Here is a 25,213-nt window from a genome sequence, read left to right as displayed (position 1 = left end):
CATGCCCCCCGTCTTCGCCCACGGCCGCCTCCGCCTCTACCTGCTCAAGCTGCTGGACGAGGCACCGCGCCACGGCTACGAGGTGATCAGGCTCCTGGAGGAGCGCTTCCAGGGCCTGTACGCCCCCTCGGCGGGCACGGTCTACCCCCGGCTGGCCAAGCTGGAGGCCGAGGGCCTGGTCACGCACACGACCGAGGGCGGCCGCAAGGTGTACGCCATCACGGACGCCGGCCGCGCCGAACTGGCCGACCGCAGCGGTGAACTGGCCGACCTGGAGCTGGAGATCCGCGAGTCCGTCGCGGAACTGGCCGCCGAGATAAGGGCCGACGTGCGCGGCGCGGCCGGCGATCTGCGGCGCGAGATGCGCGCGGCCGCCTCCGAGGCTCGCCGGGGCACCAAGGCGGGCGGCGGCGAGGCGGGACCCTTCGGGGAGTACGGCGACCTCGGCGACAAGGAGGCCTGGCGCGCCGCCAAGGAGGAGATGCGCCGGGTCAAGCAGGAGTGGAAGGAGCAGGCCCGCCGCGCCAAGGACGAGAGCCGCCGGGCCCGCGAGGAGGCCCAGCGGGCCCGCCACCAGGCCCAGGAGGCCCAGGCGCGGGCGCGGGCCCAGGCGCAGGAGGAGATGCAGCGCATCGCCCGCCGGGTCCAGGAGCGCGTGCAGGACCACTTCACCCGCGGCGACTGGCCGAGCGGCGTACGGGAGGGCCTGACCGAACTCGCCAAGGAGTTCGGCGAGTTCGGGAAGGACTTCGGGAAGGAGGTCGGCAAGGACTGGGGCTTCGGCCGCACCGCCGAGGAGCGGGGCACGGGTCCCCGCAAGTCGGCCCCCGCGGCGGGACCGGAGTACTCCGCCACCCCGGAGGACTTCCCGGCCGAGTACGAGCCGTCCTGGGCCCACGAGGACCCCACCGGCGACCCGACCCGGGACCTGGACCGCCTCCTGGACCGCTTCCGCGACGACATCCGTGACGCAGCCCGCGACCACGGCGTCACCGCCGACCAACTGCGCGACGCCCGCAGCCGTCTGTCGTCGGCGGCGGCCCACATCGGGGCGATACTGCGCAGCCCCAAGGTCTGAGCCAGGGCGGGAGTGCGCGGCGCGCCCCACCGTTCCCGGCCGCGCCGCGGACTCCCGCCCGCAGCACCACCCGTTCCTGCCGCGGCCGGACCGAACACTCCGGCCACTCCCCTGGACTCGTCGGCCCCGCGCGGGTTCCCTCGGCCGACCCGCCCGGGCGCGCCCTCAGCCGGCCTGTGCGGCCTCCTCGCCGTACAGCACCCGGCGCAGCGACTGGTAGGTCACCCCGTGGTCGGCGAGCACCTCGGCGGGCACGCCGGGCCGCACGGTCAGGGCCAGCAGGATGTGTTCGTCGCCTATGTGAGCGTCGCGGCGGCCGACGGCGGTGCGCAGCGCTCCCTCCAGGACGCCCTTCGCACCCCGGCTGAAGGGGCGGCGCCCGGACCACCGGGCCTTGCCGCTGCGGTCGCCGGACATCGCCCCGGCACCGTGCACCTCCTCGACGCGGGAGACGATCTCCGTGACGTCGATCCCGAGTCCGGCCAGGGCCTCCGACTCGGCCCGGGACAGGCCGGCCCGCCGCCGCGCCTCGCCCAGCGCCTCCCGTACGGACGCCTTGCGCTCCGCGAGCCCGAGCGCGGCCAGCGCGAAGGAAGCGCGGCTCGCCTCGCGATCGAGGAGGGCGAGCAGCAGATGCTCGGCACCGACGGACCGCGCCCCCTCGCGTTCCCCGTGCTCGACCGCGCCCCGTACGACCTCGCGGGCGTCCTTGGTGAAGCGTTCGAACATCACTGCCTCCCGTACTTCTTGTGCACGGCCTGCCTGCTGACGCCCAGTTCCGCGGCGATCTCCTGCCACGACCAGCCCTGATTGCGCGCACTGCGCACCTGTACCGCCTCCAGCTGTTCCAGCACCCTGCGGAGCGCGGCCACGGCACGCAGCCCCACCCGCGGATCGCGGTCACCGGCACGCTGGGCGAGATCCGTCGCATCGGTCATGATGTCAACCTACGTTGACACACCGGTCATGTCAACCAAGGTTGACAACGGGGTGAGGAAAAAGGCGGGCCCGGCACTCCGGACCCGCCTCGCCGTCCCTCCGCGGGGAGTTCAGGAGTTGGTGAGCACGATCTTCCCGAACTGGTCGCCGGATGCGAGCCGTTCGAAGCCCTCACGGGCCCGGTCCAGGGGCAGTTCCTCGTCGATGACGGGCCGCACCCCGGTGGCGGCGCAGAAGGAGAGCAGGTCCTCCAGCTCGTCCTTGGTGCCCATGGTGGAGCCGACGACCTTCAGCTCCAGGAAGAAGATGCGGGTCAGCTCGGCGTGCGAGGGACGGTCGCCGCTGGTGGCACCGGAGATGACGATCGTGCCGCCGGGCCGAAGGGACTTCACCGAGTGGGACCAGGTGGCCGCGCCCACGGTCTCGATGACGGCATCCACCCGCTGCGGCAGCCGGGCACCCGGCTCCACCGCCTCGACCGCCCCCAGTTCCAGGGCCCGCTTCCGCTTCGCCTCGTCCCGGCTGGTGGCGAAGACCCGCAGGCCGGCCGCCTTGCCCAGCACGATCGCGGCCGTGGCGACCCCGCCGCCCGCGCCCTGCACGAGGACCGAGTCGCCGGGTCGCACCCCGGCGTTGGTGAACAGCATCCGGTACGCGGTCAGCCAGGCCGTCGGCAGGCAGGCGGCCTCGGCGAAGGACAGTTCCTTCGGCTTCGGCAGGACGTTCCAGGTCGGCACGGCCACCTGCTCGGCGAAGGTGCCCTGGTAGCGCTCGGTGAGGATGGAGCGCGGCTCCTTGGGGCCGACACCGTGACCGCTCTGGCCGATGACGGAGTGCAGGACGACCTCGTTGCCGTCCTCGTCGACTCCGGCGGCGTCGCAGCCGAGGATCATCGGCAGCCGGTCCTCCGGGAGGCCGACGCCCCGCAGGGACCAGAGGTCGTGGTGGTTGAGGGAAGCGGCCCGCACGTTGATCGTGCTCCAGCCGGCGCGGGCCTCGGGGGCCGGACGGTCCCCCAACTCAAGGCCGGAGAGCGGCTGGTCGCGGTCGATTCGGGCGGCGTAGACAGCGAACATGGCTCGACGATAAGTGCGCTGTGCAGCCGACGGAACCAGGGGTCCCTGTGACACATGCCCTCTTGCGTCAGGGCACCCGTCCGGCGCAGCCCGGCACCGACAAGCCCACACAGCGCGTCGCAAGCACCCGAACGGGCGGGTGGGTGGGCGCAAAATGGCCCCGCCCAAACGGACGGGGCCATTCAGAGCAACGTCAGCGACGCGCAACGCCCTCGGCACGGGCAGCCGCAGCCACCGCCGCGGTCACCGCGGGAGCAACCCGCTCATCGAACGGCGACGGAATCACATAGTCGGCAGCAAGGTCGTCCCCGACCACAGCGGCCAGCGCCTCCGCGGCAGCGATCTTCATGCCCTCCGTGATCCGCGTGGCCCGCACCTGCAGCGCGCCCGCGAAGATCCCGGGGAAGGCCAGCACGTTGTTGATCTGGTTCGGGAAGTCGGAGCGCCCGGTCGCGACGACCGCCGCGTACTTGTGCGCCACATCCGGGTGCACCTCGGGGTTCGGGTTGGCCATCGCGAACACGAAGGCACCCTTCGCCATGGAGGCCACGGCCTCCTCCGCGACCGTACCGCCGGAGACGCCGATGAAGACGTCGGCGCCCGCGAGGGCGTTCTCCAGCGTGCCGGTGATGCCCGCCTTGTTGGTGAAGGAGGCCAGCTCGCGCTTGACCGGAGTGAGATCCTCGCGGTCCGCCGACACGACGCCCTTGCGGTCCGCCACCGCCACGTCCCCGATGCCGGCCTCGACCAGCATCTTGGCGATGGCGACACCGGCCGCGCCGGCACCCGAGATGACGGCCCGCAGCTGCCCGATCTCGCGCCCGCTCAGCCGCGCCGCGTTCCGCAGCGCCGCGAGGGTCACGACGGCCGTACCGTGCTGGTCGTCGTGGAAGACCGGGATGTCGAGCCGCTCCTGGAGCTGCTTCTCGATCTCGAAGCACCGGGGTGCCGAGATGTCCTCCAGGTTCACTCCGCCGAAGGAGGGAGCGAGCCGGACCACGGTCTCCACGATCTCGTCCACGCCCGTGCAGTCGAGCGCGATCGGCACCGCGTCGACACCGCCGAACTGCTTGAACAGGATCGCCTTGCCCTCCATCACGGGGAGGGAGGCCTGGGGACCGATGTCCCCGAGTCCGAGCACGGCCGTACCGTCGGTCACGACAGCCACCACGGAGGACTTCCACGTGTAGTCGTTGACCAGGTCCGGCTGCTCCGCGATCGCGGTGCACACGCGCGCGACGCCGGGCGTGTACGCGAGGGAAAGGTCGTCCTTGTCACGGACCGGCACGGTGGCCTGCACGGCCATCTTGCCGCCGCGGTGCAGCGCGAACGCCGGATCGAAGGAATCGAGGGGCTCGGCCCCGTCCTGATCCGTACTGCTGTCGCTGCGAGGATTGACGATCTCCGCTGCCACTTTGTTTTACCCCTTAGGTATGCATGATTTGAGGGTCGACCACTCCTGGTGAGGGGTGGGCGGGCACCGCGTAAGGCCCGGTTGCTGATACGTACGAGCACAGACGCGACGGGCGCGCCGCACACGCGCCCTGAGCCCCGGATGAGGGGTGTAAAGAACCTTCTTACCGGACGGACGGCGCTCACGACGAGTCCAATAGGTGCAAGGTCACATCTGGGAACCAGAAGGCCACACGGGGATGACGTGCGGCTGACACAGGCACGACACAGATGTGACTCGCCGGTAACCAGGACTTGGACGCGCGTCACGCGCAACAATGGACCACATCGTGAGATGACCAGAAGATTTCCGGTCCGAGCGGGGAATCGCCGCAGATCTGTGGCCCTGAAGTCCCGTACGGAAGGGACCTGGAGGGTTCGGGGGTCACCCGTTATCCGATTTTGACATAGCGAGTCGCCTGATTGGCGTAGTCCGAATGGCAAGATGCCGTAAACCCACGAGGTCGCGACACCCGATGGTGTGTGTTTCCGTCGACCCATCGGCACCTCTTCCCATCCGCCGGAGGAACCACGATGACCGCAAGCTCCACCCTTCGTACGACCGCCGCGCACTCCCGGCTAGCTGCGGTCGGTGCGATCGCGGTCGCAGGCGCCCTGCTGCTCACCGGCTGCGGTGACCAGACCAAGACCAACGGCTCCGGCAGCGTGTCCAACGCCCCGCTGGCCGACAAGCTTCCCCAGGAGATCCGCGACAAGGGCGAGATCAGGGTCGGTTCGGACATCGCCTACGCCCCGGTGGAGTTCAAGGACTCCTCCGGCAAGGTCGTCGGTATCGACCCGGACCTGGCGGACGCCATGGGCAAGCAGCTGGGTGTGAAGCTCACGTTCCAGAACGGCACCTTCGACGCCCTGCTCACCGGTCTGCGCTCCGACCGCTACGACATCGCGATGTCGGCGATGACGGACAACAAGAACCGCCAGGAGGGCATCGACCCCGACACCGGCAAGAAGGTCGGCGAGGGCGTCGACTTCGTCGACTACCTGTCCGCCGGTGTCTCGATCTACACGCGCAAGGGCGACACCAAGGGCATCGCGTCCTGGAGCGATCTGTGCGGCAAGAAGCTCGCCGTCGAGCGCGGCACCGTCTCGGAGGACCTGGCCAAGCAGGAGGCCAAGAAGTGTCCGAGCGGCAAGAAGCTCACCATCGAGCCCTTCGACGACGACCAGCAGTCCCAGACGCGACTGCGCTCCGGCGGCGTGGACGCGGCCTCCTCCGACTTCCCGGTGGCCGCCTACGCGGTGAAGAACTCCGGCGGCGGCAAGGACTTCGAGCTCGTCGGTGAGCAGGTCGAGGCGGCCCCGTACGGCATCGCCGTCGCCAAGAAGAACAGCCAGTTGCGCGACGCGCTCCAGGCCGCGATGAACGCGGTCATCAAGAACGGCGAGTACGAGAAGATCCTCACGAAGTGGGGCGCCCAGGACGGCGCCGTCAAGGAGTCCGTCATCAACGGCGGCAAGTGATCCGCGGCTGCAGCGGCCACTGAGAGGCAACACCCGTGACTGACATCGAGAAGACGGCCGGGGAGCAGAACACCCCCCCGGCCGGCCCGGAGGCCATCCGGGCCATTCCGGTCCGGCACTACGGACGCTACGTTTCCGCCGTCATCGCGATCGCGCTCCTCGTCGCGATCATCTACGCGTTCGCCCAGGGCGAGATCAACTGGAACGCGGTCCCGGACTACTTCTTCGACGACCGGATCCTGACCGGTGTCGGCAAGACCCTTCTGCTGACGGTCCTGTCGATGGTGATCGGTATCGTCGGCGGCATCGTCCTCGCGGTGATGCGGCTGTCGAAGAACCCGGTGACCTCGTCGATCGCCTGGTTCTACATCTGGTTCTTCCGCGGCACCCCGGTCCTGGTCCAGCTGTTCCTGTGGTTCAACCTGGGCCTGGTCTTCCACTACGTCAACCTCGGTCCGCTCTACAAGGACGAGTGGTCCGACTTCATGACGCCGTTGCTGACGGCGCTGCTCGGCCTCGGCCTGAACGAGGCCGCGTACATGGCCGAGATCTGCCGGGCCGGTCTGCTCGCGGTGGACGAGGGCCAGACCGAGGCGTCGCACGCGCTGGGCATGAGCTACGGCAAGACGCTGCGACGGATCATCATCCCGCAGGCGATGCGCGTGATCGTGCCGCCCACGGGCAACGAAGTGATCAACATGCTGAAGACGACCTCGCTCGTGGCGGCCGTCCAGTATCCGGAGTTGTTCCGCTTCGCCCAGGACATCGGCCAGAACTCCGGCGCCCCGGTGGAGATGTACTTCCTCGCCGCCGCCTGGTACCTGATCATGACCTCGGTGCTGAGCGTGGGCCAGTACTACATCGAGCGGTACTACGCCCGCGGCTCCAGTCGCCAGCTTCCGCCCACACCGTGGCAGAAGGTGAAGGCCCATCTGACGACCTTCTCGAGCAGGAAGGTCACGGCATGACCGACAAGCTGAGCAAGACGCAGGACGCCCGGCCGCACGGCACGGTGCCGATGGTCAAGGCCCAGGGCGTGCACAAGTCCTTCGGCCACGTCGAGGTCCTCAAGGGCATCGACCTGGAGGTGAAGCCGGGCGAGGTGTTCTGCCTCATCGGCCCCTCCGGCTCGGGCAAGTCGACCTTCCTGAGGTGCATCAACCACCTTGAGAAGATCAACGCCGGCCGGCTGTACGTCGACGGCGAGCTGGTCGGCTACCGGCAGCACGGCGACAAGCTGTACGAGCTGCGCGACCGCGAGGTCGCGATGAAGCGCCGAGACATCGGCATGGTCTTCCAGCGCTTCAACCTGTTCCCGCACATGACCGCCCTTGAGAACGTCATGGAGGCTCCGGTCCAGGTCAGGGGCGTCAGCAGGGCCCAGGCCAAGGAGCGCGCGATGCAGCTCATCGAGCGGGTGGGCCTCGCGGACAAGGCCGGGAACTACCCCTCGCAGCTCTCCGGCGGTCAGCAGCAGCGGGTGGCGATCGCCCGGGCTCTGGCGATGGACCCGAAGCTGATGCTCTTCGACGAGCCGACCTCGGCCCTCGACCCGGAGCTGGTCGGTGACGTCCTGGACGTCATGCGTGACCTCGCCGAGTCGGGTATGACGATGGTCGTCGTCACCCACGAGATGGGCTTCGCCCGCGAGGTCGGCGACAGCCTGGTCTTCATGGACGGCGGTGTGGTGGTCGAGTCCGGTCATCCGCGAGATGTTCTGACCAACCCGCAGCACGAGCGGACGCAGTCGTTCCTGTCCAAGGTGCTCTGAACGGTCACAGACGGCTGATGCCGCCCACCCCGGCCGGGGTGGGCGGCATCAGCCGTTGCTGAGGGCGGTGCGGAAGGTCAGTGCAGGTTGAGCCACGGACTGCGCGGCGACAGGTTGCCCTCCGTCTTGATCTTGTACATGTGCACGAAGGTGGTGAACTGCCCCTTGCCGTGGAAGTCCTTACCGGCGTAGTGCTTGTTGACCACCTTTCCCTTCGGGCAGGCATAGGTCTTCTGGGAGACGACCTTCTCACCCGTGGTGACGACGGTGATCACGATCTTGCACTTCGCGTGCTTCTTCCCCATGGAGACGATCGCGGAGGGGTGCCCGACCCGCTTGGCCTTCTTGCTGAGGCACGCCTTCCAGATGATCACGGTGTCATCGTTCGGGAACGTGTCCACGTTCGAGTACTGGTAGCACCCGCCGTTCCCCTCCGCGTAGGCCGACGGCGCGGTGACCACACCCGCCACGGACATGGCCGCGCACACTGCTGCCACGGCAGCGGATTTCCTGAGCTGCATCGCAGACTCTTCCTCCCGTTTCAGGACGCCCGGACGGAACGTCCTCGGCCGGTGATCATGCACGCTGCCAAAGCTCCCTCGCAAAAAAGTGCGACCGGGCGCGGACAGGGGCGACGTCCGGCAGCTCGCCGGACGCCTGCTCGCGCCGCCAGAACTCTCACCCGTACCAGTGCGGTGCCCCCTGCGAGCACGCAGAAGAGGCGGTACGAATCTTTCGTACCGCCTCTGTTCCTGCGCGACGCCCCCTACTTGAGGGCGAGGAGCAGCGTGTCCGACGGCGAGCACCACACCGCCCGGGCCTCCCCGAACCCCTTCTCGCGCAGCACGCGCGCGTGCCGGGCCGCGGACGGCATGTCCCCGTCGGCATGCTCGCCGTAGATCTCGAAGCGGCGGGCGGTGGGCTCGGCGAGAACGGGATCCTGCGCCGCCAGCTGCCACCACTCCGCCCAGTCCAGGGCACCTCCCCGCTTGGCCTGATCCATGCGGGCGTGCCGCTGGGCGCGCTCGGCCGCATTGATCCGGGGCGTGCTCTCATCGATCATGTGGTCCGCGTTCATGAAGACACCGCCGTCGCGGACCACCTCCGCGACCTGACCGTAGAGGGCCGCGAGGGGTTCGCTGTGCAGCCAGTGAAGGGCCGTGGCGGTCAGGACCGCGTCGTAGGAGTCGTGCGGCAGCTGCGCCGGCCACCCGGGATCCTTGAGGTCGGCGGTGACGAAGGAGACGCGGTCGTCGCCCTGGAAGGTGCCGCGCGCGATGGCGAGCAGAGCCGGGTCGAGGTCGACGCCGGTGCTGGTGGCCTCGGGGAACCGCGCCAGCAGCCGGGCGGTGATGGTGCCGGTGCCGCAGGCGAGGTCGAGCACGCGCGGTGCCGTACCGACGAGCGCCTCGACCATGTCGAGCATGATCCGGAACCGCTCCTCGCGGTCCGGCATGTACCACTCCTGCTGCCGGTCCCAGCTCTCCTGCCAGGCGGCCCAGTCGGTTCCGGTACTGGTGGTCATGGAAACCCCGTCTCCTCACGCACGCGTAATACCCTGGAAGCACGATCGGCTGTTACCCGACCGCAGACATGACCATAGAGCGCCTCCGTAAGGACTACAAGTGGAACTGGTCTATTACTCGGATTACGCCGTACGTCTCGTCAACAGCGAGGAACCGGTCCGGGGCAAGGACTCCCTGACCTCGGTCGAGGCCGTCCGCGACCTCTTCGGGGCGAACGCGTCGGCGGCCCGCCGCGCCACCGACGCCGACGTCACCCGCTTCCGCTCGGTACGGGGCCGGCTGCGCTCGGTGTTCGAGGCGGCCGACAAGGGCGACGAGACCCTGGCCGTAGACCTCCTGAACTCACTCCTCCTGGAGTTCCCGGTGAGCCCGCAGATCTCCGGGCACGACCACCGGGACGACGACGGCCGCCCGCTGTGGCACATGCACCTGGCCGACCACCCGTCCAACGCCACCGCCGGGTACGCCGCGATCGCGGCGATGGGCCTGGCCTTCCACCTCACGGAGTACGGCGTCGACCGCCTCGGCCTGTGCGAAGCAGCCCCCTGCCGCAACGCCTACCTCGACACGTCCACGAACCGCTCCCGGCGCTACTGCTCGGACCGCTGCGCGACCCGCGCCAACGTGGCCGCCTACCGTGCTCGCAAGCGCCTGGAGGCCGACCGGGCGGGCAGCAGCGGCCTGGCGGCCGAGAGCGCCCAGCGCGCCACCGCCAGCGGCGAGCGCTGACCCTCCTTGCGCGGCCGGTACCGGAACCGCGCCCTGCCGAGGATCAGCTCGTCGGGCACGACCCCGTAGTCGGTGCTGTCCCCGCCCGCGTACGGGTTGTCCCCGAGCACCCACCAGCCGCCCTCGCGCTGCTCCACGGCACGCTTGACGACCAGCAGGTCCTGCTGGAAGGGATGACGCAGGACGACGATGTCCCCCGGCCTGATCACGGCCCCGTACTGCAGCAGGAGCCGGTCCCCGTGATGCAGCGTGGGCACCATGGACGGACCGGTCACCTCCGCCAGCCCGAACGGCGCCGCGACCCTTCCCCGCTCGGTCTCCTGCGACAGCTCCGGCATCCCCGGCACCTCCCCGGTCCGTTCCTCCACCAGTCTCAGTCTGACCCTGGACTTTTGTCCTAAGCCCTAGGGGGCCCTCACGAAATCCCGTCCCTCAGGGAGTAATGTCGCACCTGAGAAGACGATCACGAGGAAGGAACGCTCCATGCTTTCCCGCCTGTTTGCCCCCAAGGTCAAGGTCAGCGCGCACTGCGACCTGCCCTGCGGTGTGTACGACCCGGCCCAGGCCCGCATCGAGGCGGAGTCGGTGAAGGCCGTTCAGGACAAGATGGCCGCCAACGACGACCCGCACTTCCAGGCGCGTGCCACCGTCATCAAGGAGCAGCGCGCGGAGCTGGCCAAGCACCACGTCTCCGTGCTCTGGAGCGACTACTTCAAGCCCCCGCACTTCGAGAAGTACCCGGAGTTGCACCAGCTGGTGAACGACGCCCTGAAGGCCCTCTCGGCCGCCAAGGCGTCCACCGACCCGGCGACGGGCCAGAAGGCACTGGACTACATCGCCCAGATCGACAAGATCTTCTGGGAGACCAAGAAGGCCTGATCTTCGATCATGCCGCTTGACCTGCGATTCCTTCGATCGCCTGGTCTATCTGCCCGCACCCGGACCGCAGGCCGCCGAGCACGGCGTCCTTGACGGTCCGGGTGCGGTCTTCTTCTCCCGGCCACAGGTGCGCGTAGATCCGCAGCGCGCTGACGGTGGACGCGTGGCCGAGGACCAGCTGGACCAGCTGGACCTGCTTGACGCTCGCTCCGCCGGCGACGAGGGCGTCTTCCAGCGGTGGTGGTCGAGGGGCTCACCCTCCCCCATCGCGAACAGCCCTCCTTGGAGGGGCGTGCGGCAAGGTGCTCGACGAGGTCGTCGGTGACGACCGCCGACCGCACCCTCGCCGGTCCCGCGTGGCCGGCGCCCACTGGTCAGCCCAGCCCAGCCCGACATCGACCACGCGCCCGCGTACGCCGCTCAGCTGCTCGGCGACGATGACGACCCGGCGGGCGGCACCTCCTGGGGCCGGAGCGGTGTGCGCCGAGCTTCCATGTCTCTCGGCGTCCGCCGAGCATGCCCGGTACGAATGCGCGGACAGCCTCCCCGGCCCTCTCTACACCTCTCCTTTGAAGCACATAGTGCTATTTTCATTAGCACCATGTTGCTGCGTTTGGACAAGAGAGACACCCGCCCCCTCCACGAGCAGGTGGCGGGGGCCATCCGGCGTGCCATCGCCGAGGGTGAGTGCCGGCCGGGAGACCGCCTGCCCTCGGCACGCGACCTCTCCCAGGCGCTGGGCGTCAACGTCAACACCGTCCTGCGGGGGCTGCGCAGCCTTCGGGACGACGGACTGCTGGAGTTCCGCAGGGGCCGGGGCGTGACCGTGGCAGAAGGTGCCGCCGAGGGCTCCGGACTGCTGGACAAGGTGCACGCGCTGGTGACCGAGGCGGCGTACCTGGGCTACAGCAGGACCGATCTCATCGAGATGATCAGGGGGATACCGTGAACAACGGTGCAGGGTCCGAGCGCGGAGCTCGCTGGGGCGCCGGGGTGTGGACAGTGGGTACGGCCGCGCTGGTCGCGGCCCTGCCCTGGACCGCCCACGGACGGCTGCCGGACCGCCTGGCCACTCACTGGGACTTCGGACGGGCCACGCCGGACGGCTCCATGCCCCTCTGGGCGGCATCCCTCTTTCCGGAACTGATCTGGCTGGCTCTGGTGGCGATCGTGTTCCTGGCGCTGCGGCGGGCCGAAGACACCGCGCGCAGGACGGCGCGGGCATGGATCGCCGCCGCCCTGCTGTCCGGGGGCATCCTCCTCGGCGGCGCGCAGGCGTCCGTCGTCCGCGCGAACCTCGACCACACGGACTGGCACCAGGCCCGCCAGCCCACCCCGTGGATCGTCGCGACGCTCGTCGCGGCCGTCGTCGCCGGAGTCGCCGGATGGCTGGTGAACTCGCGCGCGGCGGCCTCCTCGGCACCCGCCACGCCAAGCCCTTCCGGCCCGGTTCTGGAGATCCCTCGCGGGCAGCGCGTGGTGTGGCTCTCCCGCATCACCAACCCCTGGCTCCACCTGCTGGCGGCGGTCACCGGCCTGGTGGCGGTAGCCGCCCTCGTCGGTCTGGCCAGCGGCCTCGCCGCCGCCGGCCTCCTGTGGGCGCTGTTCTCCCCCTTCGCACTCACGTCACTCGCCGTGGCCGGCTGCTCCACCGTGCAGGCACGCGTGTCGGAGCGGGGTCTGGAAGTGACGTTCGGACCGCTGGGCTGGCCCACCCGGCGCTGGCCGGCAGCGGACATCGAGTCGGCCCACGTCGAGGACCGCACCCCCGCGCAGGTCGGAGGCTGGGGCTACCGGCTCAGCGGTCTCGGCACCACGGTCATGCTACGAAGCGGAGAATGCCTCGTCATCCGCGCCCGGGGAAAAGGATCGGAATTCGCGGTCAGCATCGCCGACGCCGAGCGCGGCGCGGCTCTGCTGAACGCACTCAGCGGCTCCATCGAACGCGCTCGATAGGGTGATCCCCTCACCCGGACGATCGGGCTGAACGGGCACACGCTTCGCCCAGGACGACCTCCGCGCGAACCGGCCCCTCCAACGGCAGGGCCCGGCCCGGTGGCCGGGCGGGCCCCGCGCGTTCGGTCCGCCCCTAGGGGTGGTCCCGGTCGTCCTCGCCGACCTCCAGGAGGCCGGCCGCCGCGCCGACGACGCGGGGGTCGGGCGTGCCGACGACCTCCTCGTCCTTGTCGTCGTACGCGAAGCGCGCCAGCACGCTGCGCATCGCCTCGACCCGGGCCCGTTTCTTGTCGTTGCTCTTCACCACGGTCCACGGGGCGTGCTCGGTGTCCGTCTCACGGAACATGGCGACCTTCGCCGCGGTGTACTCGTCCCAGCGGTCCAGGGAGGCCAGGTCCATCGGGCTGAGCTTCCACTGCCGTACGGGGTCGACCTGACGGATCGTGAAGCGGGTGCGCTGCTCGCTCTGCGAGACCGAGAACCAGAACTTGACCAGGTCCACGCCGTCGTCGACGAGCATCCGCTCGAACAGGGGTGCCTGACGCATGAAGCGCCGGTACTCGTCGTCCGTGCAGAAGCCCATCACCCGCTCGACACCGGCCCGGTTGTACCAGGAGCGGTCGAGGAGCACGATCTCACCGGCGGTCGGCAGGTGTTCGACGTACCGCTGGAGGTACCACTGCCCCCGCTCGCGCTCGGTCGGCTTCTCCAGCGCCACCACGCGTGCGCCGCGCGGGTTCAGGTGCTCGGTGAACCGCTTGATGGTGCCGCCCTTGCCGGCCGCGTCCCGTCCCTCGAAGACGATGACGAGCCGGCGACCGGTCTCCTTGATCCAGCTCTGCAGCTTCAGCAGCTCGATCTGCTGAAGCCGTTTGTGCCACTCGTACTCCTTGCGCTCCATCCGGTGGTCGTACGGGTAGTTCTCCCGCCAGGTGTCCACCGGGGTGCCGTCGGGCCGGATCAGCACGGGGTCGTCGTGGTCGGTGTAGTCGACCCGCAGGCCCTCCGTCATGAGAGGCGTCATCTCGTCCCCCTTCGTCTGCGTCAGTGGAACTGCGGCACGATCAGATAGATCCCGTACGCCACCACCGCCACGCAGGCGAGGAAGCACAGCCCGGCCTGGGCGAGGCCGGCGGACGAAGTGCCGCCCGGCTGCTCACGGGCGACCTCGACCCGGGCGAGGCCCAGGACGCCGAGGGCGAAGACGGCGACCACCGCAACAGTCACTCCGATGCTCACCGCGGTGACCTGGCCGAGTGCGGTCCAGTCCAGATGCATGTCAGCTCTCCGTGGTTCCGTGGTTCAGGCGGCCGTGTCGACGTGGGTCGGCGCGGGGGTGCGGATGGCGACCTCGTGGTGGTCGTTGACGTTGTTCGCGTGGACCGGATTGCGGCGCGCGGCGAAGACGATGACCGCGGCGAGGGCTACGGCGACCAGCGCGATCACCGCCGTACCGACGTTGCCGCCGTGCTTGACCACGCTCGCGGCGAGCCCTCCGACCAGCGCGGCCGCGGGCAGGGTGATCAGCCAGGCGGCCACCATGCGCCCGGCGACGCCCCAGCGGACCTCCGCCAGGCGGCGCCCCAGGCCCGCGCCCAGGATGGAGCCGGAGGCGACCTGCGTGGTGGACAGGGCGAAGCCGAGGTGGGCGGAGGTGAGGATCACGGTCGTGGAGGCGGTCTCGGCGGCGAAGCCCTGCGGAGACTGGATCTCGGTGAGACCCTTGCCCATCGTGCGGATGATTCGCCAGCCGCCCAGGTAGGTACCGAGGCCGATCGCGAGGCCCGCCGAGGCGATCACCCAGACCGGCGGACCCGCCTCGTGTCCGAGGGCACCGGCCGAGATCAGGGTGAGCGTGATGACGCCCATCGTCTTCTGCGCGTCGTTGGTGCCGTGCGCCAGGGAGACCAGTGAGGCCGAGGCGATCTGGCCGATCCGGAAGCCCTTGGTCACCGAGTCCCTGCGGGCCCGCTCGGTGAGCCGGTAGGCGAGGTAGGTGGCGATCAGCGCCGCGATGCCGGCCACCACCGGCGAGGCCACCGCGGGGATCAGCACCTTCTCGACAACCTTGTCGAAGTGCACGCCGTCGGACCCCGCACCGACCCAGACGGCCCCGATGAGTCCGCCGAACAGGGCGTGCGAGGAACTGGAGGGCAGACCGGCCAGCCAGGTCAGCAGGTTCCAGAGGATCGCCCCGACCAGGCCCGCGAAGATCATCGCCGGACTGACGAGTGTGTCGTCCACGATCCCGCCCGAGATCGTCTTGGCGACCTCGGTGGACAGGAAGGCACCGACGATGTTCAGGACGCCGCTCACCAGCACCGCCGTCCTGGGTTTCAGCGCGCCGGTCGCGATGGACGTCGCCATCGCGTTCGCCGTGTCGTGGAATCCGTTGGTGAAGTCGAAGGCCAGGGCCGTGACGATGACGACCGCCACGAGGAACGTGATGTGGTCCATTCCCCGAGGAAAGCAAGCACCGGCCAATGCGAGGCGAACTGGAGGCAAAGGGAGTGTCGAACTCGGTGGACTCTGTTGTGTGTTCCTGTGCGAAAGCGTCGATGTTGCCTGGCCGCATGCGCTCTGTGCAAAGCTGAGCGGGTGACTCTGGAGGACCTGGTACGGCTGCGGCGGGTACGCGACCGCATGGACCGCGAGTACGCCGAGCCGCTCGACATGACCGAGCTGGCCAGGGGCGCCCACATGTCGCCCGGCCACTTCCAGCGCAGCTTCCGCAAGGCGTACGGGGAGACGCCGTACAGCTACCTGATGACGCGCCGGGTCGAGCGGGCCAAGGCGCTGCTGCGCCGCGGCGACCTCACCGTCACCGAGGTGTGCTTCGCCGTCGGTTGTACGTCCCTCGGCTCCTTCAGCTCCCGGTTCACCGAACTGGTCGGGCAGACCCCGAGCGCCTACCGCGCCGGCACCCACGAGGAGAGCGCGGTGATCCCGTCCTGTGTGGCCCGTACGTTCACCCGCCCGCGCCGCCGGCCGTACTGACGCTTTTGCGCACGGCGGGGCCTAGCGTGAAGCCATGGACCTGAAACTCAAGAATTGCTTCATCGCCGTGGACGACCACGACAAGGCGCTTCACTTCTATTGCGACGTGCTCGGCATGGAGATCCGCAACGACGTGGGCTTCGAGGGGATGCGGTGGGTCACCATCGGCTCGCCGCTCCAGCCGGATGTCGAGATCGTGCTGGAGCCGCCGGGCGCGAGCCCGGACATCTCCCCGGCCGACAAACAGGCGATCGCCGAGCTGCTCGCCAAGGGTCTGCTGCGTGGTGTCATCTTCACCACCACCGACTGCGACGCGCTGTACGAGCGGGTCCGGGAAGCCGGCGGCGACGTGCTCCAGGAGCCGACGGACCAGCCGTACGGGGTGCGCGACTGCGCCTTCCGGGACCCGGCCGGGAACATGCTGCGGTTCCTTGAGCGGCCCGCGGACTGAAATTCCGCCGACGCAGCGGGGACGGCTGCCTACGATCCCCGCCATGAACACCATCCGCTGGACGTATACCTTCATCGACCGCCCCATCGACCGTCTCGCCGAAGCCCGCGCCTTCTGGACGGCCGTCACGGGCACTCGGCTGTCCGAATTCCGGGGCGAGCGACAGGAGTTCGTGACACTGCTGCCGGACGGGGCGGACGCCTGCGTGAAGCTCCAGGGAGTCCTCGACGGGGACGGCGGGGCCCATCTCGACTTCTTTGTCGAGGACGTGCGGGAGTTCACGGAGTCGGCCGCCGGCCTCGGTGCGGACCTGGTCGCCGAGCACCGTGACTGGGCCGTGCTCCGTACACCCGCCGGGCAGTCGTTCTGCGTCGGCCCCTGGCGCGGCGAGGCGGTACGGCCACCGGTGGTCGACGGCAGCCGCCTGGACCAGGTGTGCCTGGACGTCCCGCCCTCGGTGTACGACACCGAGACCGCGTTCTGGGCCGCGCTGACCGGCTGGGACCTGCTGGCGGGTTCCCTGCCGGAGTTCCGGGTGCTCAGGCCGCCGACGGGCCTGCCGGTCCGGATCCTGCTCCAGCGCCTCGACGAGGAACGCCCGTCCTCCGCCCATCTGGACCTGGCCTGCGCGGACATCGCAGCGACCCGGGCCCGGCACGAGCGCCTGGGCGCCGTCCGCGTCCACCAGGGCGCGCACTGGGCGGTGATGCGCGACCCGGCCGGCGGCACGTACTGCTTGACCGGCCGGGACCCCGAGACGGGCGGGCTGCCCGCGGCGGTCAGGGAGCCGTAGTCACGTAGGCGCAGGCGGCGACCGTCCGGCTCGGTCCCTGCGTCGACGTGGGCTCCGGACTCGGCGGGCACTCGTAGTCGGCGCTGGACTCGTGGAGCGGGCGCGGCGTACTGCCGTGCAGACCCGGCGTCGAACCGTCCCCGTTCTCCCAGACGTACGGCTCCTGCGGCCGGACCGAATCCTGAAGCCACAGGGTGAGCCCGCCCCCGGCGGCCACCGCCACGGCCCAGGCGCAGACGGCCCAGCGCCGCCACCGGCGCCGTCGCGCACCCCCCGGCACGCTCACCCCCAGGGCTCCACGTCCACCACGGCATCGACCGGCACCGGCCCGTACACGTGCGGGAACTCCTCGCCGTTCGGCGGCATGGCCTCGTACTTCAGCGGGACACCGAGCCGGGCCGGGTCCACGACCAGCACCACCAGCGTGTCCGGGCCCTCGTAGTCGCCGTACAGGAAGGCGGCGATGCGTGGGAGCTGGTCCCGGGTGGAGAAGTGGATGAACCCCTCCTCCTGGAGGGTGCGGCCGCGGGTGGACACCTCGTAGGCACCGCGTTCGCGGGCCGCCTCCCACAGGGAGCGCTCAGTGATGTGGACGATGTGCGGAAGTTTCGGCATGCGGCCACGCTACGGGCCCGGGCGGTCGAGGCGCTCCACCGGTCCGGCGACCTGGTTCGACGATCCTCGGTGGTCCTCGGTGCCGTGGGTCCGGTCATTCGGCGCCGATGTCCCCGGCGCCGTCCATGATCGGCCGGATCACCACGGGGTACTCGGTCAGGCCCTCGGGTCCGGGGCAGCGGGTGACGCGTTCGGCGATCTCCGTAACCCGCTCCAGGCTCGCGCAGTCCACCACCCAGTAGCCGGCCATCAGCTCCTCGGTCCGGCGGTACGGCCCGTCGGCGATCACCGTCTCGCCGTCCTTGCCGCGCCCCACCAGCCGGGTCCGGGCGGGCTCGGCCAGGCCCTGGGCGTCGACGAGTTCGCCGGACGCGGCGAGGTCGTCGTTGATCGCGCCCATGTAGGCGTACATGGCCTGCAGTTGCTCCTCGGTCCAGGCCGGCGACCGCTCGGAGGGCCTGCCGCGCATCGCTTCGTAGTCCGCCTGCGTGCCCTGCACCATCACCAGGTACTTCATGCTCGGCTCCTTCGAGACGGGCCGCCCTCGGTGGGCGGCTCGCACAGGGGACGTCGGAGCCGGGCCGGGATTCCCGACACGGGCTCAGGAGTCTTTCGCGGCGGATTCCCCGGGGCTCTGCGCGGGTCTTTGCGCGGCGGGCTCCTCGGGTAGCGGTGCGGCGGCCCCGGTGGCCGGGGCCGCGGGCTCGGCATGCGCCCCGTAGGCCGAGCAGCCGGGGTTGCGGCACGGGCCGGGGCTCCACACCGGCACCCAGGTGCCCAGTGTCTTGTGCCGACCCACGACCTTGTCGACGGGCTGTCCGCAGACGGGACAGACGTGGTCCTCTCTGCCCATGTCCTCAGGGTAGGGCGGGCGGGGGTTCAGCGCTTCCTGCGGTACGTCCGCACGATCGCGCCGTTGCCGAAGGCGCGCACGGAGTCGGAGTCCAGGCCGAACTCCTTGATGTCGAGGCCGGTGCCGAACATCGGCATGCCGGTGCCGTAGACGATCGGGTAGGTCTTGATGACGAGTTCGTCGATCTCGTCGAGCAGGGCGCCCGCGACCTGCGAGCCGCCGCACAGGTAGATGTCCAGCCCGCCGTCCTCCGCCTTCAGCCCGCGGACCCGGCCGAGCAGGTCACCGTCGATGATCTCGACGTGCGGGTCGGGCGAGGCGCCCAGGGTGCGGGAGGCGACGTACTCGCGCAGATGGGCGTAGGGGCTGGTGATGCCCTCCTTCAGTGCCAGCTCGTAGCTGCCGCGGCCCTGGATGACGGTGTCGAACCGTTTGTTCTCCAGGTGGTCCACGCCGAGCGGCTTGCGGCTGTGGGTGGGCAGGGTCTCCGGGAACTCCGTCTTGAGGAAGTCGAAGTACTCCTCGTCCAGGAAGCGGAGCATCTCGGAGGCGTCGCCGTGGGCGTCACCGATGAAGCCGTCGAGCGAGCAGGCGATGAAGTACGTGAGCTTTCGCAAGCTTGGTCTCTTTTCTCGGGTCGCGGAGCGAGGTAACCACTCCATCTGTAGTGCTCCAGTTGTAGTACTTCGGCTGTAGTGGTGGCAAGCTGTTTCCGGGACGCCGTCGGCAGCGAGGGCAAGTAAGAGAAGGGATTCCGCATGGCGGGCAATCCGGAACGGCGGGCGGCGCTGGTGGACGCCGGGATCGCGGTGCTGGCACAGGAGGGCGCGCGCGGGCTGACGTTCCGCGCGGTGGACGGCGAGGCGGGCGTGCCCACCGGTACGGCCTCCAACTACTTCGCCGGCCGAGACGAACTGCTGCGCCAGATCGACGCCCGCCTGCACATCCGGCTCGCGCCGGATCCGGAGGTGACGGAGACGCTGCTGCGGGCACCCCGCGACCGCTCCCTGGTCACCGCCTTCATGCGGGACATCATGGACCGCGCCACTCGCGATCGGACCGGCTATCTGGCCCTGCTGGAGATGCGCCTGGAGGCCACCAGGCGCCCCGACCTGCGGGCCTCCTTCACCGAGTCGGTGCGCGGGGACCTGGAGCAGGGGATGGAGTTCCACCGGCAGGCCGGCCTGCCCGGCGGCGACGAGACCGTCACCGTGCTCTACCTAGCGATGCTCGGCCTCATCCTGGAACACCTGACCTTGCCCGACGTCCTGGACGGAGCCCTGGAGGGAGTGAGCGTGCCGGAGGGGCTGGTCGAGCGGATCGTGACGACGATCGTCCCCGAGAAGTAGTCCCCCTGCGGACTCGCCCGCGCTCACCCGACGCTCGCGGCGCCGGTCCTGCGACGACCACGAAACCCCCGGACGCACGCCCCGCTCCACCGACCGCCGCGAAACCGACGGGCGACCGGAAAACCCTGGGCCACCCCCACGTTCGGCGGGCCCCGCGCACCGTGGGGATGCGCGGGGCCCGGCGGCCGGAGCCCCCGGTGACCGTGCGGGGTCAGGAGCCGCACGGCCCCGGAGGCACCGGGGTCCTTCCTCGGCCGCCGGTGGACGACGACCGCAACGGGCGGCCGTCGCGCGACGGCGGCCCCAACTGGCTGCCGCCGGTCGACGGCGGCCTCAACTGGCGCGCCGGGTCACGAACTCGGCCAGGGCCAGCAGACCGCCCGCCGCCTCCGGCGCGGGCACGGCACGGGCCAGCTCCTGCATGGCCCGTGCCATCCGGTCGGCCGCCTCGGCCTGCGCCCAGTCCCGGCCGCCGGCCTGCTCCACGGCCAGCGCCGTCCGCGCGATCTCGCCGCCGTCCCCGGACTCCCCCTTGACGTACGGCTTCCCGTACAGCTCGGCGAGTTCGGCCGCCGCCGGGGTACCGGAGGCCAGGGCCGCCACCACCGGCAGGGACTTCTTGCGGACCGCGAGATCCGCGCCGGCCGGCTTGCCGGTGCGCTGCGGATCGCCCCATATGCCGATCACGTCGTCGATCAGCTGGAAGGCGAGCCCGGCCTGGCGGCCGAAGCCGTCCAGCGCCGCCACGTCCTCCTCGCCCGCGCCCGCGTACAGCGCGCCGAGGGCACAGGCGCAGCCCAGCAGCGCGCCGGTCTTCGCCTCGGCCATGGCGAGCACCTCGTCCAGCGTGACCTCGTCCGGCGCGCGCCGCTCCATGGCCGTGTCGGTGTGCTGTCCGGCGCACAGCTCGACGACACAGTCGGCGAGCCGGGCCGCTGCAGGACGGGAGGCCGGGTGCGGGTCCTCGGCGAGCAGCCGCAGGGCCAGCGCCTGCAGGGCGTCGCCGGCGAGGATGGCGTCGGCGTCGCCGAACACCGTCCAGGCCGTGGGCCGGTGCCTGCGTGAGGTGTCCCGGTCCATCACGTCGTCGTGCAACAGCGTGAAGTTGTGGACCAGTTCGACCGCCGCGGCCGCCCGGACGGCCGCCGACCGCGCCCTCGGGCCACCGAGCGCGGCGGCCGCGGCGAGGACGAGCGCGGGCCTTATGGCCTTGCCCGCGTTACCCTCGGCCGGCGTGCCGTCCGCGTGCTCCCAGCCGAAGTGGTAGAGCGCGATCCGGCGCATCGAGCCGGGCAGCGACTCGACGGCCGCCCGCAGCTCCGGGTCGACCCGGGCCCGGGTCCGCTCCAGCAGCGCCGCCGCCTCCTGCCCGTCGAGCGGACCGGGCCCGGCACCGCCCGCGGACCCCTGCCGCTCGCGCGCTCCGGGTGAACGCTGCTTGGTCTCCGTCATGAACTCGGTCATGAGTCCCCCTCGCACAGTCCGCGGACAGTGCCGCTTCGGCTCCGGCTGGACACATACCCCGAGGATGTACCCGCCCCGAAGGGCGGGAACACGGCCGCGAAGTGCGGAAACGTCACCTCCACCGGCCGATCTCGACGTTCTCCAGCACGCCGAGCGCATCGGGCACCAGGACGGCTGCCGAGTAGTACGCCGTCACCAGGTACTTGATGATGGCCTGTTCGTTGATGCCCATGAACCGGACGGACAGGCTCGGCTCGATCTCGTCCGGGATGCCGGACTGCCGCAGGCCGATGACACCCTGCTCGTTCTCACCGGTACGCATGGCGATGATCGAGGTCGTGCGCTCCGGGGTGACGGGAATCTTGTTGCACGGGTAGACCGGCACACCGCGCCAGGTCGGGATGCGGTTCCCGCCGATCTCGATGGTCTCCGGGACCAGTCCGCGCTTGTTCAGTTCGCGTCCGAACGCGGCGATCGCACGCGGGTGGGCGAGGAAGAACTTGGTGCCGCGCCGACGGCTGAGCAGCTCGTCCATGTCGTCCGGGCCGGGCACGCCGTCGTGCGGCTGGAGCCGCTGGTCGTACTCGCAGTTGTGCAGCAGCCCGAAGTCGCGGTTGTTGACCAGCTCGTGCTCCTGGCGCTCCTTCAGCGCCTCGACCGTGAGCCGCAACTGCTGCTCGGTCTGGTTCATCGGCTGGTTGTACAGGTCTGCCACGCGCGAGTGGATGCGCAGCACGGTCTGGGCGATGCTCAGTTCGTACTCGCGCGGCCGCGCCTCGTAGTCGACGAATGTGTGCGGGATGTCCGGCTCGCCGCTGTGGCCGGCCGCCAGCGCGACCTCCTTCTCGCCGTACTTGTTGGTCCGCTGCTCGGGGATCGCGCGCAGCTCCTGCAGGTGTTCGCGCAGCGTGTCCGAGCGCTCGGCGACCTGCTCGACGTCCTGGCGGGCGAGGATCAGCACCGTGCACGCGGTGTCCGCGCGGGCGGTGTACTCCCAGATGGCGTCCGGGTCCAGCAGCGCCTGGTCGCCGAAGTAGGCGCCGTCGGCGAGGACCCCGAGGACCGCGTCGTCGCCGTACGGGCCCGTGCCGACCTTCTCGACCCTGCCGTGGGCGAGCAGGTACACCTCGTCCGTCTGGTTGCCGAAGGAGGCGATGACCTCGCCGGGCGCGAAGTCCCGCCGGCGGCAGCGCCGGGCCAGCTCGGTGAGCACCTCGATGTCCTCGTACGAACGCAGCGCCGGGAGTTCGCCGAGTTCCGCCGGGATGACCTCCACCTGGTCCCCGGTCTTCACGAAGGTGATACGGCCGTCGCCGACGGCGAACGTCAGTCGCCGGTTCACCCGGTACGTGCCGCCCTGTACGTCCACCCAGGGCAGCGTCCGCAGCAGCCAGCGGGAGGTGATCTCCTGCATCTGCGGGACGGACTTGGTCGTGGTGGCCAGGTTCCGCGCTGCCGCCGTGCCGAGAGACTGCTGCGGCTTGCCCTGCTCCGTGCGGACCTCTTCGCCTACCGACATAAGAAAATGCCCTCTCATGTATGCCCGGCGCCGAATCGCACACCGGTCTCACGAGCGAGCCTTCCATCACGGAGCGCACTCACACCATTACCCGAAAGAGCGGGAATGGATCATCGGACTACTGGGCAGAAAGAGGAACCCTGTCCAGTCCGGCCTCGCCGCGCAGCCTGTCCGGATCGGCTCGCACAGTGTGCGAACGATGTAGTCCGGGACGTCCGGTTTCGGTAGAAGCAGCGGTACGACAGGGCCGCGACCGACGGCCACCGGGCACAGCACGAAGGAGGCGGTCATGGCCCCACCCATGTCCGCGAACGGGTTTCTGGACGCGCTTCGGGCGGAGGGCGTCGAGGTCGTCGAGGTCGGCGACTGGCGAACCCACAACCGCAACCACAAGGGCCCCTGGGGGCCCGTCCACGGCGTGATGATCCACCACACGGTGACCCAGGGCAGCGACCGCACCGTGCAGCTCTGCCGCGACGGCCACGCGGAGCTGCCGGGCCCGTTGTGCCACGGAGTGATCACCAAGGACGGCACGGTCCACCTCGTCGGCTACGGCCGTGCCAACCACGCCGGCCTCGGCGACGACGACGTCCTGCGCGCGGTGATCGCCGAGAAGGGACTGCCTCCGGACACCGAGGCGAACACCGACGGCAACCGGCACTTCTACGGCTTCGAGTGCGAGAACCTGGGCGACGGCGAGGATCCCTGGCCCGAGGCACAGCTGGAGGCGATCGTGCGGGCCGCCACGGCCGTGTGCCGCCACCACGGCTGGACGGAGCGCTCGGTCATCGGCCACCTGGAGTGGCAGCCCGGCAAGGTGGACCCGCGCGGCTTCTCGATGGCGTGGCTGCGCGACCGGGTCGAGGAGCGTCTGAAGGCGTAGCTGCACCGGGCGCCGGGCGACAATGAGGGCGTGACCAGCACCGGCCCGCTCGCCCCGCGCCTCCCCTCCCCCCTTCAGGAGGTGCGGGACGACCGCTTCGGCCGGCACGGCCTGCGGCTGCTCCTGAAGCGGGACGACCTGATCCACCCGGAGCTGATCGGCAACAAGTGGCGCAAGCTGGTGCCGAATCTCGAGGCCGCGCGGGGCCGGGCGCTGGTCACCTTCGGCGGGGCCTACTCCAACCATCTGCGGGCCACCGCGGCCGCGGGCCGGCTGCTCGGGCTGCAGACCACCGGTGTGGTCCGCGGCCAGGAGCTGGCCGGCCGCCCGCTCAACCCCTCCCTGTCCCGGTGCGTGGCCGACGGCATGCGGCTGCATTTCGTCGACAGGTCGACGTACCGGCACAAGAGCGAACCGGAGACCCTGGCCGCGATTCTGCGCGCGGCCGGCGCCGAGGAGGCGTACGTCGTCCCGGAGGGCGGCAGCAACGCCGAGGCCGTGCGCGGCTGCCGGGCCCTCGGCGCGGAGCTGCGTGGCCGCGCCGACGTCGTCGCGGTGGCCTGCGGCACCGGCGGCACGCTCGCGGGGCTGGCCGGCGGCCTGGCCGCCGGCCAGCGCGCGCTCGGCGTACCGGTGCTCAAGGGCGGCTTCCTGGAGGACGACATACAGGCTCTCCAGGAGCGCGCCTTCGGCGCCCGCACCGGTGCCTGGTCCCTCGACGACCGCTTCCACTTCGGCGGCTACGCCCGGACGACCCCGGCGCTCGACACCTTCGCGGAGGACTTCGAGCAACGGCACGGACTGCCCGTGGAGCGTCTCTATGTCGCCAAGTTGCTCTATGGACTGGTCGCCCTGGCCGAGGAGGGCGGGTTCGTCCCGGGAACGACCGTGGCCGCCGTGATCACAGGCGCGCCCTTCCCGGGGTGACGGTGGCCGTGCCCGGCGCCGTTCGCTCCGGGAAGCGTGGGCGGAATGTCAGAGCCGGACCGTACAGTGTGGAAATGGCGTACCGACTGTGACGGGTCGGCCGACAGAGGGGGGTTCATGCCCGAGAGCATCGGAGTCGGCGAAGCGGTACAGGCACTCCGTGACGAGTTGCTGAGCGCCGCCGCCGCGGGAGCCACGAGCGGGGTGCAGTTCGAGGTGGGCCCCATCGAGCTGGAGTTCGCCTTCACCCTCTCCCGTGAGGGGACCGCCAAGCTGGGGGTCAGCAAGATCTTCAGCGCCGTGTTGTCCGCGGAGTTGAACGGCAAGGTCGCGAAGCAGGACGTCCACCGTGTGAAGTTGGTCCTCACTCCGAAGGACGGCACCGGACAGCCTCTCCTGATCAGTAACGAGACGCCTCCTGAAGTGGGAGAACTGGAATCCCGTTTCGGTCGCTGATCCGGCCGCCGGGGGTAC

Annotated in this window: 32 protein-coding genes and 1 pseudogene; 15 read left to right on the top strand and 18 right to left on the bottom strand. The window is 70.3% G+C overall.

Translation table 11 applies throughout. The features are described from left to right. Position 1: 1 nt before the first annotated feature. On the top strand, positions 2-1,078 hold the full coding sequence (locus ABZ471_RS14055) for a PadR family transcriptional regulator (protein WP_359065977.1): 1,077 nt from the start codon (positions 2-4) through the stop codon (positions 1,076-1,078). A 165-nt stretch (positions 1,079-1,243) separates the two neighbouring features. Here ABZ471_RS14055 and ABZ471_RS14050 read toward each other — a convergent pair whose 3' ends face one another. The 4 genes from ABZ471_RS14050 to ABZ471_RS14035 all read right to left on the bottom strand — a co-directional run bounded on the left by ABZ471_RS14050 (position 1,244) and on the right by ABZ471_RS14035 (position 4,507). Then, complete coding sequence (locus tag ABZ471_RS14050) at positions 1,244-1,807, bottom strand: Clp protease N-terminal domain-containing protein (RefSeq protein ID WP_359065975.1); 564 nt, start codon at positions 1,805-1,807, stop codon at positions 1,244-1,246. Then, the gene (locus ABZ471_RS14045) at positions 1,807-2,016 is read right to left on the bottom strand and encodes a helix-turn-helix domain-containing protein (protein ID WP_359065973.1); all 210 of its coding nucleotides are present in this window, start codon (positions 2,014-2,016) and stop codon (positions 1,807-1,809) included. The genes ABZ471_RS14050 and ABZ471_RS14045 overlap by 1 nt, the downstream gene beginning before the upstream one ends. Before the next feature lie 111 nt (positions 2,017-2,127). Then, positions 2,128-3,093 carry a zinc-binding dehydrogenase gene (locus tag ABZ471_RS14040; RefSeq protein ID WP_359065971.1) on the bottom strand — a complete coding sequence of 322 codons (966 nt, stop codon included), beginning with the start codon at positions 3,091-3,093 and terminating at the stop codon, positions 2,128-2,130. A gap of 193 nt (positions 3,094-3,286) precedes the next feature. Then, positions 3,287-4,507, bottom strand: coding sequence for an NADP-dependent malic enzyme (locus tag ABZ471_RS14035; protein ID WP_359065969.1), 1,221 nt, complete (start codon positions 4,505-4,507; stop codon positions 3,287-3,289). A 572-nt stretch (positions 4,508-5,079) separates the two neighbouring features. Between ABZ471_RS14035 and ABZ471_RS14030 the strand changes: the two genes are divergently transcribed. The 3 genes from ABZ471_RS14030 to ABZ471_RS14020 are packed head-to-tail and all read left to right on the top strand — an operon-like array spanning position 5,080 to position 7,798. Beyond that, the gene (locus tag ABZ471_RS14030; RefSeq protein ID WP_359065967.1) at positions 5,080-6,027 is read left to right on the top strand and encodes an ABC transporter substrate-binding protein; all 948 of its coding nucleotides are present in this window, start codon (positions 5,080-5,082) and stop codon (positions 6,025-6,027) included. Positions 6,028-6,062: 35 nt separating this feature from the next. Then, a complete protein-coding gene (locus ABZ471_RS14025) occupies positions 6,063-6,995 on the top strand; it encodes an amino acid ABC transporter permease (RefSeq protein WP_359065965.1) in 933 nt (310 codons plus the stop codon). Between the two features lie 50 nt (positions 6,996-7,045). Continuing rightward, on the top strand, positions 7,046-7,798 hold the full coding sequence (locus tag ABZ471_RS14020; RefSeq protein ID WP_359066087.1) for an amino acid ABC transporter ATP-binding protein: 753 nt from the start codon (positions 7,046-7,048) through the stop codon (positions 7,796-7,798). Between the two features lie 77 nt (positions 7,799-7,875). On the opposite strand, the gene ABZ471_RS14015 is transcribed toward ABZ471_RS14020, so the two are convergent. Then, on the bottom strand, positions 7,876-8,319 hold the full coding sequence (locus ABZ471_RS14015) for a hypothetical protein (RefSeq protein WP_359065963.1): 444 nt from the start codon (positions 8,317-8,319) through the stop codon (positions 7,876-7,878). 245 nt (positions 8,320-8,564) lie between these two features. Further along, positions 8,565-9,323, bottom strand: a complete 759-nt coding sequence (locus ABZ471_RS14010; protein WP_359065961.1) for a class I SAM-dependent methyltransferase — start codon at positions 9,321-9,323, stop codon at positions 8,565-8,567. Positions 9,324-9,423: 100 nt separating this feature from the next. Here ABZ471_RS14010 and ABZ471_RS14005 point away from each other — a divergent pair, with 100 nt between their 5' ends. Then, positions 9,424-10,053, top strand: coding sequence for a CGNR zinc finger domain-containing protein (locus ABZ471_RS14005; RefSeq protein ID WP_359065959.1), 630 nt, complete (start codon positions 9,424-9,426; stop codon positions 10,051-10,053). On the opposite strand, the gene sodX is transcribed toward ABZ471_RS14005, so the two are convergent. Next, positions 9,957-10,391: a nickel-type superoxide dismutase maturation protease gene (sodX, locus tag ABZ471_RS14000; protein WP_359066084.1), complete on the bottom strand. Its 435-nt coding sequence runs from the start codon at positions 10,389-10,391 to the stop codon at positions 9,957-9,959. The two genes, ABZ471_RS14005 and sodX, sit on opposite strands and share 97 nt — an antisense overlap. Before the next feature lie 145 nt (positions 10,392-10,536). Here sodX and sodN point away from each other — a divergent pair, with 145 nt between their 5' ends. Continuing rightward, the gene (sodN, locus tag ABZ471_RS13995) at positions 10,537-10,932 is read left to right on the top strand and encodes a superoxide dismutase, Ni (protein WP_005480378.1); all 396 of its coding nucleotides are present in this window, start codon (positions 10,537-10,539) and stop codon (positions 10,930-10,932) included. Positions 10,933-10,939: 7 nt separating this feature from the next. Here sodN and ABZ471_RS13990 read toward each other — a convergent pair. Beyond that, positions 10,940-11,261: pseudogene (locus ABZ471_RS13990) on the bottom strand (site-specific integrase); the annotation flags it as partial. A 272-nt stretch (positions 11,262-11,533) separates the two neighbouring features. Between ABZ471_RS13990 and ABZ471_RS13985 the strand changes: the two are divergent. Both ABZ471_RS13985 and ABZ471_RS13980 read left to right on the top strand, forming a co-directional pair. Continuing rightward, the gene (locus ABZ471_RS13985; protein WP_359065957.1) at positions 11,534-11,881 is read left to right on the top strand and encodes a GntR family transcriptional regulator; all 348 of its coding nucleotides are present in this window, start codon (positions 11,534-11,536) and stop codon (positions 11,879-11,881) included. After that, positions 11,878-12,888 carry a DUF1648 domain-containing protein gene (locus tag ABZ471_RS13980; RefSeq protein ID WP_359065955.1) on the top strand — a complete coding sequence of 337 codons (1,011 nt, stop codon included), beginning with the start codon at positions 11,878-11,880 and terminating at the stop codon, positions 12,886-12,888. The genes ABZ471_RS13985 and ABZ471_RS13980 overlap by 4 nt, the downstream gene beginning before the upstream one ends. Before the next feature lie 133 nt (positions 12,889-13,021). Here ABZ471_RS13980 and ppk2 read toward each other — a convergent pair whose 3' ends face one another. The 3 genes from ppk2 to ABZ471_RS13965 are packed head-to-tail and all read right to left on the bottom strand — an operon-like array spanning position 13,022 to position 15,345. Then, complete coding sequence (gene ppk2, locus ABZ471_RS13975) at positions 13,022-13,912, bottom strand: polyphosphate kinase 2 (protein WP_359065953.1); 891 nt, start codon at positions 13,910-13,912, stop codon at positions 13,022-13,024. A gap of 20 nt (positions 13,913-13,932) precedes the next feature. Beyond that, positions 13,933-14,166, bottom strand: coding sequence for a hypothetical protein (locus tag ABZ471_RS13970; protein WP_359065951.1), 234 nt, complete (start codon positions 14,164-14,166; stop codon positions 13,933-13,935). A gap of 24 nt (positions 14,167-14,190) precedes the next feature. Continuing rightward, positions 14,191-15,345, bottom strand: coding sequence for an inorganic phosphate transporter (locus ABZ471_RS13965; protein ID WP_359065949.1), 1,155 nt, complete (start codon positions 15,343-15,345; stop codon positions 14,191-14,193). A gap of 141 nt (positions 15,346-15,486) precedes the next feature. On the opposite strand from ABZ471_RS13965, the gene ABZ471_RS13960 reads away from it, so the two are divergent. The 3 genes from ABZ471_RS13960 to ABZ471_RS13950 are packed head-to-tail and all read left to right on the top strand — an operon-like array spanning position 15,487 to position 17,129. After that, the gene (locus tag ABZ471_RS13960; RefSeq protein ID WP_359065947.1) at positions 15,487-15,885 is read left to right on the top strand and encodes a helix-turn-helix transcriptional regulator; all 399 of its coding nucleotides are present in this window, start codon (positions 15,487-15,489) and stop codon (positions 15,883-15,885) included. A 34-nt stretch (positions 15,886-15,919) separates the two neighbouring features. Next, positions 15,920-16,336, top strand: coding sequence for a VOC family protein (locus ABZ471_RS13955; RefSeq protein ID WP_359065945.1), 417 nt, complete (start codon positions 15,920-15,922; stop codon positions 16,334-16,336). A 43-nt stretch (positions 16,337-16,379) separates the two neighbouring features. Then, a complete protein-coding gene (locus ABZ471_RS13950) occupies positions 16,380-17,129 on the top strand; it encodes a VOC family protein (protein ID WP_359065943.1) in 750 nt (249 codons plus the stop codon). Here ABZ471_RS13950 and ABZ471_RS13945 read toward each other — a convergent pair. The 5 genes from ABZ471_RS13945 to ABZ471_RS13925 form a co-directional block, all read right to left on the bottom strand. Beyond that, on the bottom strand, positions 17,116-17,415 hold the full coding sequence (locus ABZ471_RS13945; RefSeq protein WP_359065941.1) for a hypothetical protein: 300 nt from the start codon (positions 17,413-17,415) through the stop codon (positions 17,116-17,118). The genes ABZ471_RS13950 and ABZ471_RS13945 overlap by 14 nt on opposite strands. Beyond that, positions 17,412-17,744, bottom strand: coding sequence for a DUF952 domain-containing protein (locus ABZ471_RS13940; RefSeq protein WP_359065939.1), 333 nt, complete (start codon positions 17,742-17,744; stop codon positions 17,412-17,414). Before ABZ471_RS13940 ends, ABZ471_RS13945 begins: the two co-directional genes overlap by 4 nt. 94 nt (positions 17,745-17,838) lie before the next feature. Next, positions 17,839-18,261, bottom strand: a complete 423-nt coding sequence (locus ABZ471_RS13935; protein WP_359065937.1) for a YciI family protein — start codon at positions 18,259-18,261, stop codon at positions 17,839-17,841. 84 nt (positions 18,262-18,345) lie between these two features. Next, a complete protein-coding gene (locus ABZ471_RS13930; protein WP_359065935.1) occupies positions 18,346-18,597 on the bottom strand; it encodes a hypothetical protein in 252 nt (83 codons plus the stop codon). 26 nt (positions 18,598-18,623) lie between these two features. After that, positions 18,624-19,214: a dihydrofolate reductase gene (locus tag ABZ471_RS13925; protein WP_359065933.1), complete on the bottom strand. Its 591-nt coding sequence runs from the start codon at positions 19,212-19,214 to the stop codon at positions 18,624-18,626. Positions 19,215-19,355: 141 nt separating this feature from the next. Here ABZ471_RS13925 and ABZ471_RS13920 point away from each other — a divergent pair, with 141 nt between their 5' ends. Then, positions 19,356-19,946 (top strand): TetR family transcriptional regulator, encoded by a 591-nt coding sequence (locus ABZ471_RS13920; RefSeq protein WP_359065931.1) that lies wholly within the window; start codon positions 19,356-19,358, stop codon positions 19,944-19,946. Between the two features lie 333 nt (positions 19,947-20,279). On the opposite strand, the gene ABZ471_RS13915 is transcribed toward ABZ471_RS13920, so the two are convergent. Next, positions 20,280-21,410 (bottom strand): family 2 encapsulin nanocompartment cargo protein polyprenyl transferase, encoded by a 1,131-nt coding sequence (locus ABZ471_RS13915; RefSeq protein ID WP_359065929.1) that lies wholly within the window; start codon positions 21,408-21,410, stop codon positions 20,280-20,282. 112 nt (positions 21,411-21,522) lie between these two features. Next, positions 21,523-22,929, bottom strand: a complete 1,407-nt coding sequence (locus tag ABZ471_RS13910) for a family 2B encapsulin nanocompartment shell protein (RefSeq protein ID WP_359065927.1) — start codon at positions 22,927-22,929, stop codon at positions 21,523-21,525. Between the two features lie 289 nt (positions 22,930-23,218). Between ABZ471_RS13910 and ABZ471_RS13905 the strand changes: the two genes are divergently transcribed. The 3 genes from ABZ471_RS13905 (at position 23,219) to ABZ471_RS13895 (ending at position 25,195) form a co-directional block, all read left to right on the top strand. Then, positions 23,219-23,812: an N-acetylmuramoyl-L-alanine amidase gene (locus tag ABZ471_RS13905; protein WP_359065925.1), complete on the top strand. Its 594-nt coding sequence runs from the start codon at positions 23,219-23,221 to the stop codon at positions 23,810-23,812. Between the two features lie 30 nt (positions 23,813-23,842). After that, a complete protein-coding gene (locus tag ABZ471_RS13900) occupies positions 23,843-24,739 on the top strand; it encodes a pyridoxal-phosphate dependent enzyme (RefSeq protein ID WP_359065923.1) in 897 nt (298 codons plus the stop codon). A gap of 117 nt (positions 24,740-24,856) precedes the next feature. Further along, positions 24,857-25,195 carry a trypco2 family protein gene (locus ABZ471_RS13895; RefSeq protein ID WP_359065921.1) on the top strand — a complete coding sequence of 113 codons (339 nt, stop codon included), beginning with the start codon at positions 24,857-24,859 and terminating at the stop codon, positions 25,193-25,195. Positions 25,196-25,213: the final 18 nt, after the last annotated feature.

It is taken from the genome of Streptomyces sp. NPDC005728 (assembly GCF_040630895.1).
Lineage (GTDB): Bacteria > Actinomycetota > Actinomycetes > Streptomycetales > Streptomycetaceae > Streptomyces.
This window is presented reverse-complemented; position numbering and strand designations above follow the sequence as displayed.